A 14,579-nucleotide genomic window follows, 5' to 3' on the forward strand; every position below is an offset into this window, starting at 1 on the left:
AATTCAGCCTTCTCAATATACCATGGAACCAAATGAAATAACAGGCCTTAACCAACAGCAAATTGATGAATCGAGGGCTAAATACGGCAGCAATTCATTTGAACATAAAACGGAAAACAGTTTCTTAAAAACAATTAAGGTATTGTTAACCGAACCCATGGTGTTGCTGTTGTTTGTGGCTGCGGCCATATATTTTATCAATGGCAGCTATAGCGACGGGACTTTCCTGGCTATCGCCATCGTTTTGATCTCTGCCATTTCCTTATACCAGGATTCAAGGAGCAGAAATGCACTGGCCCAGTTAAAAACACTGACCCAGCCTAAATGTAAAGTGATCAGGGACAAAGAAACCATTCAGATTAAAAGTGAGGAACTCGTTGTTGGGGATTACTTAATCGCAGATGAAGGGACACTTATTGCAGCAGATGGACTAATTATCCAGTCGAACGATTTTTCGGTAAACGAATCGATATTAACGGGCGAATCTTTAGCTGTTTATAAAGCTCCGGACCAGGCCGACAACCTGGTGTATTCTGGTACTACTGTTGCCAGCGGTCTTGCCGTTGTAACTGTTACTGCCATTGGAAACGAAACCAGGCTTGGGAGGATAGGGAAAAGCCTGGAAAATATCGATGAAGAGAAAACTCCGCTGGAAGTGCAGATCAACAATTTTGTAAAAAAAATGGTATTTGCCGGAGGTATTGTTTTCCTGATTGTATGGGCCATTAATTTTTATAATTCTGGCGGTATACTGGATAGCTTAATGAAAGCGCTTACCATTGCCATGAGCATTTTGCCTGAAGAAATACCGGTAGCCTTTACCACATTTATGGCCCTGGGGGCATGGCGGTTAATGAAAATGGGGATTGTGGTAAAACAAATGAAAACGGTAGAAACACTGGGCAGTGCTACGGTAATTTGTACAGACAAAACAGGAACCATTACTCAGAATAAAATGACGCTGGTTGCGCTGTATGAACTGTCGAAAGGGCGTATTGTTAATCCGGAGGAAGCGCTTGGTAATCAGGAAAAAGAGCTAATCAGAATGGCCATGTGGGCCAGTGAGCCCATTCCTTTTGATCCGATGGAGGTGGCGCTTCATGCCGCCTACGGCAAATTTTTTACCATCAATGAAAGGCCGCGATATAAGATGTGGCATGAATATCCTTTGGGAGGCAAGCCACCCATGATGACCCATATTTTCCAAAATGAAACCGGTAACCGTATTATTGCTGCCAAGGGAGCTCCGGAAGCTTTGCTGAATGCTTCCAATTTAAGTACAGAGGACAGAAAGCATGTGGAAGAGGTAATGAATACGCTGGCCAGCAATGGTTATCGTATACTTGGAGTAGGGGAAGCTATTTTTGCAGGTGACGATTTTCCGGCTATACAGCAGGATTTCAGCTTTAAATTTAAAGGACTGGTAGCATTTTACGATCCGCCGAAGCAAAATATCCGGTCTGTATTTGACAGTTTTTATGCTGCAGGAATTGATGTGAAAATCATCACCGGCGATAATGCCGCTACCACCTGTGCCATTGCCCGCCAGATAGGGTTTCGTGGGGCGGAAAGCAGTATCAGCGGTGACGAACTCATGAAACTTACAGAGACTGGCTTAAGGCAAAGGGTAAGCGCCACTTCTATTTTTACCAGGATGTTTCCCGAGGCAAAGCTCAGAATTATAAATGCCTTAAAGGCTAACGATGAGATCGTTGCTATGACCGGTGATGGTGTTAACGATGGTCCGGCATTAAAGGCTGCGCATATTGGTATAGCAATGGGAAAAAAGGGCACTGAAATTGCAAAGCAGGCCGCTTCGCTTGTGCTTGCCGATGATGATCTGGAAAAAATGGTTGCGGCAGTGGCCATGGGAAGAAGGATTTATGCCAACCTTAAAAAAGCCATTCAGTACATCATATCTATTCATATCCCCATCATTCTTACGGTATTTATTCCTTTGGCATTAGGGTGGGTATACCCTAATATATTTTCGCCGGTGCACATCATATTCCTTGAACTGATTATGGGACCCACCTGTTCAATCATTTATGAAAATGAACCCATGGAGAAAAATACCATGCTGCAAAAACCCAGGCCATTCAGCAGCACTTTTTTTAACTGGAGAGAGCTCTTTACAAGTGTTGTACAGGGGATAGCTATTGCAGTGGCAGCCTTGTTGGTGTATAGATATGCTGTTTATTATAATTATACTGAGGCAATAACCAGAACCATGGTTTTTACCGTACTGATTACAGCAAATGTATTTTTAACGCTGGTTAACCGCTCGTTTTATTACAGCATTTTTACCACGTTGAAATACAAGAACAACCTGGTTTTAGGGATTATTAGCTTAACCCTTGTGATTACAGGTTTGCTGATCTATAACAGCTGGTTGTCCGCTTTCTTTGATTTTAATCCATTAGCCATAGGTCAGTTAGGCCTGAGTGCAGGTGCCGGGTTTCTGGGTGTAATCTGGTACGAATTGGTTAAATGGAAAAAAAGGAAGTTTACCTAATTCCAGCGCGACTAACCAATTTTGCGATATTTTTAACAAATATCTTACGTCCGTCGGTTTCTAGAATTTGTTCTGTTTTGAATTCTTTGAGCAGGCGAATAACGTTTTCTTTGGCAATGCCGGCCATATTGGCCAGGTCTGTCCGGCTAAGGTCTATAACAGGGGCTTCTCCGGCAGCTGTCTCTGTTTTTGATTTTTCGCGGAGAAGGATAAGGGCCGTGGCAAGTCTTTCTGCAGCGGTTCCCTGGGTGGAAAGAGATATATGGTTGGCCAGAACTGCATATTCATGACTTAGTGCTTTAAGTAGGCGGGTGGCAAATGCATTAGAATGCCTGAGTGCTTGCAAAAAGTCTTCTCTGGGGATAAAGGTGATGATGCTTTCCTCAAGTGTGGCAGCCGAGTCCGGATAGCGTTCTCCGGCAAGTACTGCATGGTAGCCAATAAGTTCGTTCTTATGGGCCACATAAATAATTTGTTCTTTTCCTGCAGGGCCGATTTTATATTTTTTTACTTTCCCCTGGTGGATGAAGCAAATATTTGTGGGAACCATGCCTTCTTTGAAAAGTGTTTGACCTTTCTCATATTTTTGTGCGCCTTGTTTGGTGATCAGATTGTGGTATTCTGTTTCAGTCAGGCAACTAAAAATGTCGGGTGTATTGAAATTCCATTGTTCGATGGGGAAGATTCCATTTAAGCTCATGTTGTAAAGATACTAATAAGCCATTATTGTACTGCGGGTCTTTATGGCTGTCGGACCTGACTTTTTAAGTTTGCATTGATTTTACGCAGGCAGATCAGGGCATAGCGCAGGCTACTCCATTGGCCACTGGTGACTGTTAAAGGCGATAGATTTTCAAGCTCATTTTCTAGTTTGGCAAGGGTTTGAATTGCAGGTGCCGTTTTTAGGGTTGTCAGGCTATTAATCAGAATGTCTACCTGATAATAGGTTTTTGCTTCGCTGATTTGGTTCAGGATAGTTTGAAGTTCTTGATGGTGTGACATGTCCGGCAAAATTAAAGATTATTTGTGTTGGCTGTGTTGGGGGCAAATCAGTCTGAATGATGATAAATATCATCTTTTTTGCTTGTTGCATTAGCTACTTTTGATCATGTTAAGACATTTGGGCATCAAACGGACTTATAGACATAATGTGAAGCTGGCCTCTTTACTATGTGTAACAGCTGGCTTTGTAAATGCTGCCGGATTTTTGGGTTTTTCAGTTTTGACCACAAATGTGACGGGACACGCAGCCGTATTTGCTGAACGCGTGGCGATGGGAGACTGGACGACAGCCCGGGTGGTAGCACTTTGGATGTTGTTGTTTCTTATGGGGGCTCTGGTTACAAGTTTGGTAGTGTCTATGATTGGACGTGACCAGCGTTTTTCTTATGTAATCCCGATTTTATTGGAGGCTCTGGTTTTGTTTTTGGTGGGCTTGCTGGGATTCCGGTATAACGGCAGTTTGGTTTCCAGGGAGTTTTTTGCCGGCAGTCTGTTATTTGTAATGGGATTGCAGAATGCGCTGGTATCTATGATTTCTGGTTCAGTAGTGCGTACCACACATCTTACCGGAACCTTTACTGATCTGGGTATAGAACTAGGTCAGGTACTGCGTGGCAGAGAAGGCTTAAACACTGCATTGCGCTCCAGGATTAAGCTTCGGTTAGTGATCATTTTCTTTTTCTTGTTTGGAGCATTGCTTGGTGCTTCTCTGTTCCGTATGTTTCACTTTCACGCATTTTTATTACCCGTTGCAGTGTTGCTGTATGCTTTACTATATGATGTTTTCAGGATCAATTTGAAACGGCTGATCAGGCGTTGGCGATTTCCATTAAACATTTGGAATATTGAACCAAAAATAGAAAGGAACACAAACTTTATTCATGATGATGATCACGCTATCCGCTGATTATCATCATGTTTAATTGCCTTCAGTGATGTTAATTTCGAATAGATTTTAAAACGCCATACAGATGAAAAGAATTCTTGTAACCACAGACTTTTCTGCGAACTCAAAAGCAGGCTTGCGTTTTGCCATTCAACTGGCAGCGCAGAATAATTACCAGCTCACCTTTTTTCATAAGGCCCCTGCTTGTCATTAAAAAGGACCAGGGATAAATTCTTAATGCTATGAAAACAAAAGAAATTGACTTTATCGGATATACCACCCAGTACTGGTGGCTGATGTTTTCAGCCGGGTTCCTTTTTATTGGATTGGGCATTTGGATTCTGGTTTCCCCGGTGGCTTCCTACCTTTCTCTAAGTTTATTGTTTGCTTTCGGAATGATCTTCTCGGGTTTTTTTGAAATTGTCTTTGCAGTTGGCAATTATAAAACCCTGCACGGCTGGGGCTGGACTCTGGTAGGAGGCATAATAGATCTTTTTTTAGGACTCTATCTATTGAGCCTTCCCTTGCTCACTATGGTGATCATGCCAATAATCATCGGACTTTGGATGCTTTTCAGGGGCTGTATGGCCATTGGCAGTTCCCTGGAACTGCGTGCCTATGGCATATTGGATTGGGCCTGGTTGTTAATCACCGGGATACTCATCGTTATCCTATCCCTTTTGATCATCGGACATCCACTATTTGCTGCTGTAAGCATAGTGATATGGACGGCTTTTGCATTTGTTCTTTCCGGCATATTCAGAATTTATCTGTCCCTGCAACTAAAGAATTTTAAAAATATCAATAAAACCAGGAAGTGAGGATGATATCATTTAACGATTATGGAAAAGTATATTAAATATTTCAGTGAAATTAACATGGCTGATCTGCCATTGGTGGGAGGTAAAAATGCTTCCCTGGGAGAAATGTTTACAAGCCTGACACCCAAAGGTATTCTGGTCCCGAAAGGTTTCGCCATTACAGTAAATGCTTTTCAGGATTTTATTGCTTATAATAACCTGGAACATCAGATAGGTGTACTGATGAAAGACCTGGATAAGGCGGACTATCACAACCTTGAGGCAATAGGTAAACACGCCAGAATGCTGATGATGTCCGGCCGTATACCTGCCGATCTTAGCCTGGAGATTACTACCGCATATGAAAATATGTTTGAGGATGGAATGGAGGAGGTGGCGGTACGTAGCAGCGCCACGGCAGAAGATCTGCCTGATGCAAGCTTTGCCGGTCAGCACGAGTCATTTCTAAATGTTAAAGGGAGTTTTGCACTGCTTTATGCAGTAAGGAAATGTTTCGCATCGCTTTATACGGATAGGGCAATTAAATACAGGGAAGACAAAGGTTTTAAGCACGATAAGGTATTTCTTTCTGTTGGCGTTCAGGAAATGATCCGTTCAGATATCGGGTGTTCAGGCGTTGGTTTTACTTTGGAACCTGAATCTGGTTTCCGCAATGTGGTGCATATTGCCGGTGTGTGGGGGCTTGGAGAAAACATTGTAAAGGGAACGGTAACGCCTGATGAATTTCTGGTCTTCAAACCTACCCTCGAGAAGGGGTTTAAATCCATTATTCAGAAAAACCTGGGCAGCAAAAGCAAAATGATGGTTTATGCCGAACTGGATGATGAGGTAAACGAGGTGGTTAACCAGGATACGCCCCCCGAACTGTGCAACCGTTTTGTTTTAGAAGACAGGGAAATCGAAAAACTGGCCAGATGGGCGCTTATGATTGAACGGCATTATAAAAGGCCTATGGATTTTGAATGGGCGAAAGACGGTATAGGTCATCAGCTTTATATCATTCAGGCCCGGCCGGAAACTATCCATGGCAGGGTTGAGACGCCTCAGCTCATCACTTATCAGCTGAATGAGAAAGGGGTTGGAATTTGCAGGGGGGAAGCAATAGGGAGTAAGATTGTTTGCGGCCGCGCCAGACTGCTTTCTTCTCCTGCCGAAGCAGTGAAGTTAAAACCCGGTGATATCCTGATTACGGATACGACCAGCCCGGATTGGGATCCGGTTTTGAAGAAAGTAGCGGGCGTAATTACCAATACGGGCGGAAGGACCAGCCATGCAGCTATTATAGCAAGAGAACTTGATGTTGCGGCTATAGTTGGAGCAGGCAATGCGACAGGTAGAATTAAAGATGGAGAAACGATCACACTGAACTGCGCAGAGGGCAAAACAGGGTATGTATTGCAGGGGGCACTTAAATGGAACAAAACAGTTACCGATCTTGTTGATTTTCAGCTGCCTGAAACCCCTAAAGCGCAGCTGATTGTAGCCGATCCGGAAAAAGCGTTTACCTTATCATTTTATCCAAACCACGGTGTAGGCCTGCTTAGAATGGAATTCCTGATCAGTAACTGGGTACAGGTTCATCCGATGGCGCTGGTAAACCCGGAAGCAGTTACCAAAGAGGCCGATAAAATGAAAATAGCGGCTTTAACGCGAGCGTATACTGATAAGCCAGCTTATTTTGTAAACAAGCTATCGCAGGGCGTTGCCATGATTGCGGCAGCTTTTTATCCAAAAGAGGTGATTGTAAGGATGAGTGATTTCAAGTCCAATGAATATGCCGGGCTAATCGCCGGAGAGGATTTTGAGCCGCGGGAGGAAAACCCCATGATTGGTTTCAGGGGAGCGTCAAGATATTATCATGAACGTTATAAAGCGGGTTTTGAACTGGAATGCAGGGCCATGAAAGTAGTCAGAGATGAAATGGGTTTTACAAATGTCAAACTCATGATCCCTTTTTGCCGTACTGTAGAGGAGGGTGCTAAAGTAGTTCAGCTGATGGAGCAGTTTGGTCTTAAGCGTGGAGAAAATGGACTTGAAATTCTGGTAATGGCCGAGATTCCCAGCAATGTATTGCTGGCCGACGATTTTGCAAAGTTATTTGATGGCTTCTCCATTGGGTCTAATGACCTTACCCAGCTTACCTTGGGAATAGACCGGGATTCGGCCCTGATCGCCGATCTTTTTGACGAACAGAACGCCGCCAGCAAACAATTGATCGTACAAATGATCCAAAAAGCAAATGCATTGGGAAAAAAAGTAGGGTTGTGCGGGCAGGCCCCGAGCGATTCAGCTTCCTTTACGCGCCTGCTGGTAGATACGGGAATAGACAGCATCTCGTTTAACCCTGATGCCCTGATAAAAGGAATAACAAATTTAAGGCTGGGTCAGCCCTTAGGCTGTAGTTTAAAGTGATGGCCTCCAGTCCGGTACGTTAAAATGGCAGTTCCTGCTTTAATATAAGGTGAAATTAAGGTTGTTCTTCGAGTTCCTGCACACTTTCCTCGTACCTGCTCAATACCTCCTGCATAAAACAGGTACTTTTTACGAACAGGGTAAGCAGGAGGTATTGAGCAGCTGATAATCAGCTGGCTGCTGAATCCTTAATTCTCCTTAGTCTGTACTTTCTTACCTTATTTTATAGAAGGATGAACAAACGCTGACTCAGATTGTTCTATTGCTAAGTTAGTTTAGAGAATAGCTGGCCAGTGATTGGATGATCATATGCTGCTATTGAATAATGTGTAATTTATAATTTCTTATGTTTAGCCTGTTGCTGTAGTAACAGGCTAAATATTTTTGCTAGATGCCTGAATTTTTTCGAAATTTAAGCAAAGTGCCTTGTCATATGATTATTGGAAGAAAAGCTTTAAGATGAATTTTGAAAAAATAATAGAGAATATAAAATCAAAGGATGATTTTACTGCTTTCGTTGGAATTTTAATGCAGGATTTTCAAAACAACGTAGGCGAATGGGAAAATAGAACGGTTGATACCTACCTGGAGGCTATTCAGCGTTATACCGAAGATCTGGATGGTTATTTTAGGAACCAAAATGTTCCGGTTCCCGAAAATGTTCCCTGGAAGGTTTTTGCGGTTATTCTAGTTGCGGCAAAAATGTATGAGTAGTGTGTAGAAGTCCATTTTTCATGGAACTTCTGCTTTAGGCGGCCTGTCGGGTATGAGCTTACCGTTTTTAAGGTTTTTGGAGAGGAACTTTGCCATCTCCAGGTTTCTGCGCAAGCTACGCAAATGCTTTTTTGCCATGCTTACAATAGCCGTATCGCCGGATAAAATTGCTTTTTCATAGCGGTTTATAATTTGCTGATGGTTACTGATAGAAGTAAGCAGGTAAGTTGTGTTAATATCTGAATTTGGTTTTTTTGCGAACATCACTTCCCGGATCTTCTGCGGCACGGATGCAGAATCGGCAAGTGTAACTTTTTCCGGCCCGGCTAAAACCTGCAGATCCTTATGTGCAAGTATGCACATATCAATGGTTTTAACAGCATATTCCCTGATCCGGGAAAGCTGCGTCTTGGTTTTTATTTGTTTGGACAGGTTGAGTTCCCAGGCATAATCCATTGAAACTTTTTGCAGAAAATGTCCAATGTTCAGGGTATCCTGAATAGAGATCCGCGCATTTACAACATGGACGTTTGCTGTTGTGAAAGAGGAGGCGGTTAGTACGCATACCGAACTGAAAATCAGGATGCGAAATCTTAAATTTTTCATGTTTTTTTGTTAAACCAAATGCAGTGATGTAAACAATTCAAATGCGTTTCTGGTTTGGAATGATCAGCTAAATTTCTGGGTTTTAGTGTTGATCAATGTATTTCCAGACCATTTGATGTTTAGAATGTTAACACCTGACATATTTTTAGGATTAAAATCTTATAATTGCATGGATTATTATGCGCTCGAATAGGTTTATGCTTCGCTAATAAATAAATGGCACAGGAAAATGGGGGAATAATAACCCCGGATCAGTTTGAAAGCTTTGTAAAGGACAACTATCGTTTCTTATGTCTGGTAGCATTCAGGCATGTGGGAGATATGGATGTCGCTAAAGACATGGTACAGGATTTCTTCCTTGATTTTTGGAACAGGAGAGATCGGCTGAATATTCAAACTTCATTATCTGCCTATGCAAGCCGTGCCATCAAATACCTGTGCATGGCGTACAAGAATAAACAAAGACCAACCATAAGCCTCGATGAGCATTCGCTGGAAATAGAAGGATTTGATGCCGGAGCTGATCTGGACCATCTGCTAAAAAATGAAATGATGCATAAGCGTTTGGAACAGGCAATTGATAAATTACCTGTAGAACGGCAAAAGATTTTTTTGTTAAGCAACAAAGAAGGCTTAACCTATCAACAAATAGCTGATCGGCTGGATATTTCCATCAACACTGTAAAGACACAAATCAAAAAAGCTTATGCTTTTATTCGTGAAGACATGGGCGACCTTACTGTTTTGGCTATTTTATTGTCTTCAATAAAAAACTTTTAATTTTTTTTCATTTCCGGTCACCCGTTTTTATTTTTTTATCACATAGCTACAGATATGAACAGTTACGATCAGTACAATTCTTCTGAATGGCAGGCATTTATTGCCGATTTACAACGTAAAGAAGCCATTTTGCTGCATAAAAAAGCGGCAGGAAACCTTGACGCCGACGAAGAAGTACAGCTGGAGGAAATCCAGGGCATTTTGTTGAATACAACTTTAGCGGAAGTCTTTCCATTAATTGATACCGAGCTTGGCTGGCAGGCGATAAGGAGCAGGATGAGTGTTCCTGTAACCACAGTTCGTTTAAATCCCATGCGCCGGTACCTGGTTTATGCCGCATCGGTAGCATTGGTTATTGGCCTGGGCTGGTTGGTTTTGAAACAAAACAGGATTTCTGATAAAAACCCGGTAGTTCAACAGGATGTAGATAAGCATAAGGCTACCCTGATATTGGAAAATGGAACCGCCATTGCATTAGACCATAAAACAAAGCAAAAAATAACTGATGGAACGGCCGTCTTATCAGACTCTGCCAGGGCTATCAGCTACCAGGCGGCTAGAGCGGCAGCGAATGTTTACCATACCCTGGTAGTACCCAGGGGCGGAGAATATAAGCTGCTGATGAGCGACGGAACAGAAGTCTGGCTAAATTCTGAAACCAGGCTACGTTATCCGGCGACATTAAATGAAACGGGAGAAAGAATGGTTTACCTGGAAAGCGGAGAGGCCTACTTTAAGGTAACCAAAAATAAGCACGCACCATTTATGGTAAACCTGAACGGAATGCAGGTTGAGGTCCTGGGGACATCTTTCAACATCAATAGCTTTAACCAAAAAATCAGCACCACACTGGTTGAGGGAAGCATAAGGGTAAACCGAAAAGGAAAACCACCGGTTTTACAGGTTCCGGGTGAACAATCGAATTTTGACCCACTAACCGGCGGTATTACCAAATCCGAAGTGGATATATATCCTTTTACATCATGGAAAGATGGCTGGCTGGTGTTTAACGACAATTCAATTGGAGAGGTAATGGAGCAGGTTGGGCGTTGGTATGATTACCGTATTTCTTTTGAATCACAAGAACTTAAAGCACTTCGGTTTGGCGGTAAATTGCGCAAATCTAAAAAGATTACCGATGTGCTTAACGTAATAGAACGCTCCAACGAACTCAAATGCAGCATCTCAGGACAGACAATTTATATACAACATAAAAATTAATCCACCACAAATCAACTAAACCACTAAAACTTATTCAATGAGAGAAAAATTTACCAAGCCGATTATCGGAGGCAACGCGCTTTGCCTGAAAAAACTGATTTTTCTGTTTGCTTTTTTATTACTGGTAAGCCAGAATGGCTTTGCTCAGGTTAAGAAAATTACCCTGAATATGAAAAATGCGAAGCGTACGGCCATACTTAACGAAATAAAAAAACAGGTGGACATGGAGTTCTTTTACAATGTAAAGGAAATGGACAAGTATGGTCTGATGTCTATTAATGTAAAAAACGAATCTATAACAGAAGTGATCAAGCTTTTGATAAAGGATACCAATTTAAAATATACCATCGACAATAATGTAGTGAACATTTTGCTGGTAGGAGAAACTACAAAAGCAGGCGAATATTTAGGGCTTATGCTGAATGTTTCGGGAAAGATTACCGATGAAGAAGGCAAGCCATTGCCTGGCGCCAGCATCAAGGATTCAAGAAATGAACACGCCACAACCAGTAACAATAATGGAGAGTATAGCATCAATGTAAGAAGGGGTGCTTCGCTTATTTTTAGTTATGTAGGTGCCGAAGCTTTTAGAACTTCTATTAATGCCGTTGGGGTTACTGAAGTAAAACAAAATGTGCAGCTGAACACATCTGCAAATGTGCTGAACGAGGTTACGGTATCGACAGGATATCAGGATATTACGAAACGCAATCTGGTGGGCTCTATAGCAACCGTGAAGGCCGATGACATTAAAGCTGCTGGCATCAGGAGCATTGACCAGCTTTTACAGGGCCAGCTTGCAGGGGTTTCTGTAGCCAACCCGACCGGAATAATCGGTTCCTCACCAAAAGTCAGGGTCCGCGGAACTTCTACCTTGCTCGGTAACCAGGAGCCTGTTTGGGTGGTAGACGGTATCATACAGCAAGATCGTTTGCCTTTTGATTATTCGCTGATCAATACCAGCAGCAGCAGTGGGATCAGGGACCTGATTGGTAGCTCTGTTTCTTTTTTTAACATTGAGGATATTCAGGATATTTCTGTTTTAAAAGATGCGTCTGCTACAGCCATTTATGGAACCAAGGCTGCCAATGGCGTAATTGTGATCACCACAAAAAAAGGAAAAGCCGGCCCTGCCCGGTTCAATTATGTGACCAATCTTTCCATCTCGGCAGCTCCGTCTTATCGTGATTTTAACCTGATGAACTCCAAAGAGCGTATTGATGTCTCTAAAGAGATTTATGCGAGGGGGCTTACCTTTCAGTTTGTACCAGATAACCTTTCTTACGAGGGATATCTTACCCAACTGCTGAACAAAACCATTACCCAGGAACAATTTAATGAAAAAGTGGGCAAGCTGGAAACCATGAATACAGACTGGTTTGGCCTGTTGTACCAAAATCCATTTAGCCAGAACCACGCTTTAAGCGTATCGGGAGGAACTGATAAAATAAAGTATTACGCTTCTATGGGATATGCCAGTAATCGGGGAAATACCATTGGAAACGGCCAGGATACTTATAATGGAAACCTGAGTATTAATGTGGATGTATCAAAAAAATTAAAACTGGGCTTCAAATTAGGAGGCAATATGGGTAAAACGACGGGTTTTTACCAGGTAAACCCTTTTAATTATGCATTTAATACCAGCAGAGCTGTTCCTGCTTACCATGAAGATGGCAGCTATTATGCCTATAAAAGAAGCGGCGATTTTGATAGCTTTAATATTATCCATGAAAGAGATAATACAGGAAATAAAAACAAGTCGGCAAATTTCTCTGCGACCACAAATCTGGATTATAAATTCCTGGAAGATTTTACCTTTCAATCCTTACTGGGAATAAACTATACCCAAACGAATGGGGAAAGTTATGCAACTGCACAGTCTTATTACATTGCACAGAATTTTCGTATGAACGCCTATAATTCTGCGGTTCCGGGGACGCCGGCATATGCGGCCTCTTATTTACCGCAAGGAGGCCTGTTGCATACCACGGGTGTAAATAACCAGTCTTATACCTTCAGGAATTCCATCACATACAATAAGAATTTCAGAAAGGATAAAGATAACCTGACCGTACTTGTAGGGGCTGAAATGCGCAGTTCGAAATATGATGGGCTTACGCAGGCAAATTTTGGTTATATGCCAGAGCGTGGTCGAACTTTTGCTGAAATCCCGGTTACATATCTTCCTGTTGCTGCGGGGGCAACACCTCAGCAAAGCCCAATACTTTACCGGAACATACCTGTAATAACAGATCAGAAGGCCAACTTTGTGTCTTACTTTGGTACGGCTACTTACAACTGGGACAATAGGTATGTGCTGAATGGGACAATCAGAACTGATGCTTCAAACCGGTTTGGTCAATCTACAAATAACCGTTTCCTGCCGATATGGTCGGCAGGGATTAAATGGAATATTATGGAAGAAAGCTTTTTTAGTGACAAGCTGAAATGGCTGAACCAGTTTTCATTCAGGACAACCTATGGTTTTCAGGGAAATGTAGCCGAAAATTTTGGGCCGGAACTGATATTGCAATATCCAACCAGATCTATCAGTACGATAACCGGAGAAGGGCTTTTGAACATTAAAAACCTGGGCTATCCTGATTTGCGCTGGGAAAAAACAGCAACAATAAACCTGGGGCTTGACCTGGCTATTTTAAACAATCGCATCTCGGCAACAGTAGATTATTATAATAAAAAGACTACTGATGCCCTGGCAGAAGTTGTAATCCCGGTTGAATACGGGGTAGCGACTATGCCTGTTAATGCAGGAAACATCCGCAATCATGGTTATGAAATTTATATGAATGTTGTACCAGTAAACTCGAAAGACTTTACCTGGGCAGTAAATTTCAATACGGCCAGGAATTTTAACAAGGTAACCAGATCGGGAAATAATCAGCTTGAAACCTGGAATTCCCTTGCTAGCGGATCAGCTTATGTGGAGGGCTATGCAGCCAGTAGTTTCTTTGCATTTAACTACAAGGGGCTGGATCCTGCTACAGGATATCCAACCTTTAATATTCCGGAACTAACGGACGCAAGTAAAAAGAATGTATCCTTGTTAATGCAGCATGCCGGGCAATTGGATCCGAAATTTACTGGTGGTTTTGGTACCAATATCCGGTACAGGAATTTTAGTCTGAACACCAGTTTTGTGGTTAGTATGGGTGCCCAAAAGTTCCTGGCCCCGTTATACAACAATAGCAATCAATCTGCGCCGTACCCAACACAAAACCTGTCATCGGTATTAAATGAGCGCTGGCGAAAACCAGGTGATGAGGCTTTTACCAATATCCCCTCTTTGCCCACAGCAAACATCCCCTTTACCTATATTGGCAATTCAAGTTATCCGATATATAGCCTGTATGACAATTCAACGGTAAGGGTGGTTGATGCCGATTACCTGCGTTGCCGTAACATTGGTTTTTCTTACGCTATTCCTCCAAGGATGCTGGCTAAGGCGCATATCCACCAGCTGAGTTTACAGGCTTCGGTAACGAATCTCTTTTACCTTGCATCAGGGAAGCTTGAAGGCATAGATCCTGAGGTTTCAGGAAACAGTCTGCCAATGCCCAGAACGTATTCCTTAACCTTAAACGTAGGTTTTTAATCAGAT

12 protein-coding genes are annotated in these 14,579 nt (G+C 42.4%); 9 read left to right on the forward strand and 3 right to left on the reverse strand.

Features of this window, described 5'->3' with window-relative positions; all coding sequences use genetic code 11:
* Window positions 1-22 precede the first annotated feature (22 nt).
* Window positions 23-2,515: a cation-translocating P-type ATPase gene (locus tag ABIE26_RS03685; protein WP_310139902.1), complete on the forward strand. Its 2,493-nt coding sequence runs from the start codon at window positions 23-25 to the stop codon at window positions 2,513-2,515.
* Here ABIE26_RS03685 and ABIE26_RS03690 read toward each other — a convergent pair.
* Together ABIE26_RS03690 and ABIE26_RS03695 are read right to left on the reverse strand one after the other, a co-directional pair.
* Window positions 2,508-3,215 carry a Crp/Fnr family transcriptional regulator gene (locus ABIE26_RS03690; protein WP_310139899.1) on the reverse strand — a complete coding sequence of 236 codons (708 nt, stop codon included), beginning with the start codon at window positions 3,213-3,215 and terminating at the stop codon, window positions 2,508-2,510. The genes ABIE26_RS03685 and ABIE26_RS03690 overlap by 8 nt on opposite strands.
* 41 nt (window positions 3,216-3,256) lie before the next feature.
* Window positions 3,257-3,517 carry a hypothetical protein gene (locus ABIE26_RS03695; protein WP_310139897.1) on the reverse strand — a complete coding sequence of 87 codons (261 nt, stop codon included), beginning with the start codon at window positions 3,515-3,517 and terminating at the stop codon, window positions 3,257-3,259.
* 106 nt (window positions 3,518-3,623) lie between these two features.
* On the opposite strand from ABIE26_RS03695, the gene ABIE26_RS03700 reads away from it, so the two are divergent.
* The 5 genes from ABIE26_RS03700 (at window position 3,624) to ABIE26_RS03720 (ending at window position 8,350) form a co-directional block, all read left to right on the forward strand.
* The gene (locus ABIE26_RS03700) at window positions 3,624-4,424 is read left to right on the forward strand and encodes a YoaK family protein (RefSeq protein WP_310139895.1); all 801 of its coding nucleotides are present in this window, start codon (window positions 3,624-3,626) and stop codon (window positions 4,422-4,424) included.
* A gap of 64 nt (window positions 4,425-4,488) precedes the next feature.
* Window positions 4,489-4,617 carry a universal stress protein gene (locus ABIE26_RS03705; protein WP_310139893.1) on the forward strand — a complete coding sequence of 43 codons (129 nt, stop codon included), beginning with the start codon at window positions 4,489-4,491 and terminating at the stop codon, window positions 4,615-4,617.
* A gap of 28 nt (window positions 4,618-4,645) precedes the next feature.
* Complete coding sequence (locus ABIE26_RS03710; protein WP_310139892.1) at window positions 4,646-5,224, forward strand: HdeD family acid-resistance protein; 579 nt, start codon at window positions 4,646-4,648, stop codon at window positions 5,222-5,224.
* Between the two features lie 21 nt (window positions 5,225-5,245).
* Window positions 5,246-7,636, forward strand: a complete 2,391-nt coding sequence (gene ppsA / locus ABIE26_RS03715) for a phosphoenolpyruvate synthase (RefSeq protein ID WP_310139889.1) — start codon at window positions 5,246-5,248, stop codon at window positions 7,634-7,636.
* A 459-nt stretch (window positions 7,637-8,095) separates the two neighbouring features.
* Complete coding sequence (locus ABIE26_RS03720; protein ID WP_310139886.1) at window positions 8,096-8,350, forward strand: DUF7660 family protein; 255 nt, start codon at window positions 8,096-8,098, stop codon at window positions 8,348-8,350.
* Window positions 8,351-8,368: 18 nt separating this feature from the next.
* On the opposite strand, the gene ABIE26_RS03725 is transcribed toward ABIE26_RS03720, so the two are convergent.
* Window positions 8,369-8,956 (reverse strand): DUF4142 domain-containing protein, encoded by a 588-nt coding sequence (locus tag ABIE26_RS03725; RefSeq protein ID WP_310139884.1) that lies wholly within the window; start codon window positions 8,954-8,956, stop codon window positions 8,369-8,371.
* 216 nt (window positions 8,957-9,172) lie between these two features.
* On the opposite strand from ABIE26_RS03725, the gene ABIE26_RS03730 reads away from it, so the two are divergent.
* From ABIE26_RS03730 to ABIE26_RS03740, 3 genes are read left to right on the forward strand one after another with little or no spacing between them, the layout of a single operon-like run.
* Window positions 9,173-9,736, forward strand: coding sequence for an RNA polymerase sigma-70 factor (locus ABIE26_RS03730; RefSeq protein ID WP_310139881.1), 564 nt, complete (start codon window positions 9,173-9,175; stop codon window positions 9,734-9,736).
* Between the two features lie 54 nt (window positions 9,737-9,790).
* Window positions 9,791-10,957 (forward strand): FecR family protein, encoded by a 1,167-nt coding sequence (locus ABIE26_RS03735; protein WP_310139879.1) that lies wholly within the window; start codon window positions 9,791-9,793, stop codon window positions 10,955-10,957.
* 37 nt (window positions 10,958-10,994) lie between these two features.
* Window positions 10,995-14,573, forward strand: a complete 3,579-nt coding sequence (locus ABIE26_RS03740) for a SusC/RagA family TonB-linked outer membrane protein (RefSeq protein ID WP_310139877.1) — start codon at window positions 10,995-10,997, stop codon at window positions 14,571-14,573.
* Window positions 14,574-14,579: the final 6 nt, after the last annotated feature.

The organism is Pedobacter africanus (assembly GCF_040548825.1).
Lineage (GTDB): Bacteria > Bacteroidota > Bacteroidia > Sphingobacteriales > Sphingobacteriaceae > Pedobacter > Pedobacter africanus_A.

Bases quoted from the DNA above. Each gene is read 5' to 3' on its own strand.
- ABIE26_RS03730 (WP_310139881.1), top strand. From the start codon at position 9,173: ATGGCACAGGAAAATGGGGGAATAATAACCCCGGATCAGTTTGAAAGC.
- ABIE26_RS03725 (WP_310139884.1), bottom strand. From the start codon at position 8,956: ATGAAAAATTTAAGATTTCGCATCCTGATTTTCAGTTCGGTATGCGTA.
- ABIE26_RS03700 (WP_310139895.1), top strand. From the start codon at position 3,624: ATGTTAAGACATTTGGGCATCAAACGGACTTATAGACATAATGTGAAG.
- ABIE26_RS03740 (WP_310139877.1), top strand. From the start codon at position 10,995: ATGAGAGAAAAATTTACCAAGCCGATTATCGGAGGCAACGCGCTTTGC.
- ppsA (WP_310139889.1), top strand. From the start codon at position 5,246: ATGGAAAAGTATATTAAATATTTCAGTGAAATTAACATGGCTGATCTG.
- ABIE26_RS03705 (WP_310139893.1), top strand. From the start codon at position 4,489: ATGAAAAGAATTCTTGTAACCACAGACTTTTCTGCGAACTCAAAAGCA.
- ABIE26_RS03735 (WP_310139879.1), top strand. From the start codon at position 9,791: ATGAACAGTTACGATCAGTACAATTCTTCTGAATGGCAGGCATTTATT.
- ABIE26_RS03695 (WP_310139897.1), bottom strand. From the start codon at position 3,517: ATGTCACACCATCAAGAACTTCAAACTATCCTGAACCAAATCAGCGAA.
- ABIE26_RS03710 (WP_310139892.1), top strand. From the start codon at position 4,646: ATGAAAACAAAAGAAATTGACTTTATCGGATATACCACCCAGTACTGG.
- ABIE26_RS03690 (WP_310139899.1), bottom strand. From the start codon at position 3,215: ATGAGCTTAAATGGAATCTTCCCCATCGAACAATGGAATTTCAATACA.
- ABIE26_RS03685 (WP_310139902.1), top strand. From the start codon at position 23: ATGGAACCAAATGAAATAACAGGCCTTAACCAACAGCAAATTGATGAA.
- ABIE26_RS03720 (WP_310139886.1), top strand. From the start codon at position 8,096: ATGAATTTTGAAAAAATAATAGAGAATATAAAATCAAAGGATGATTTT.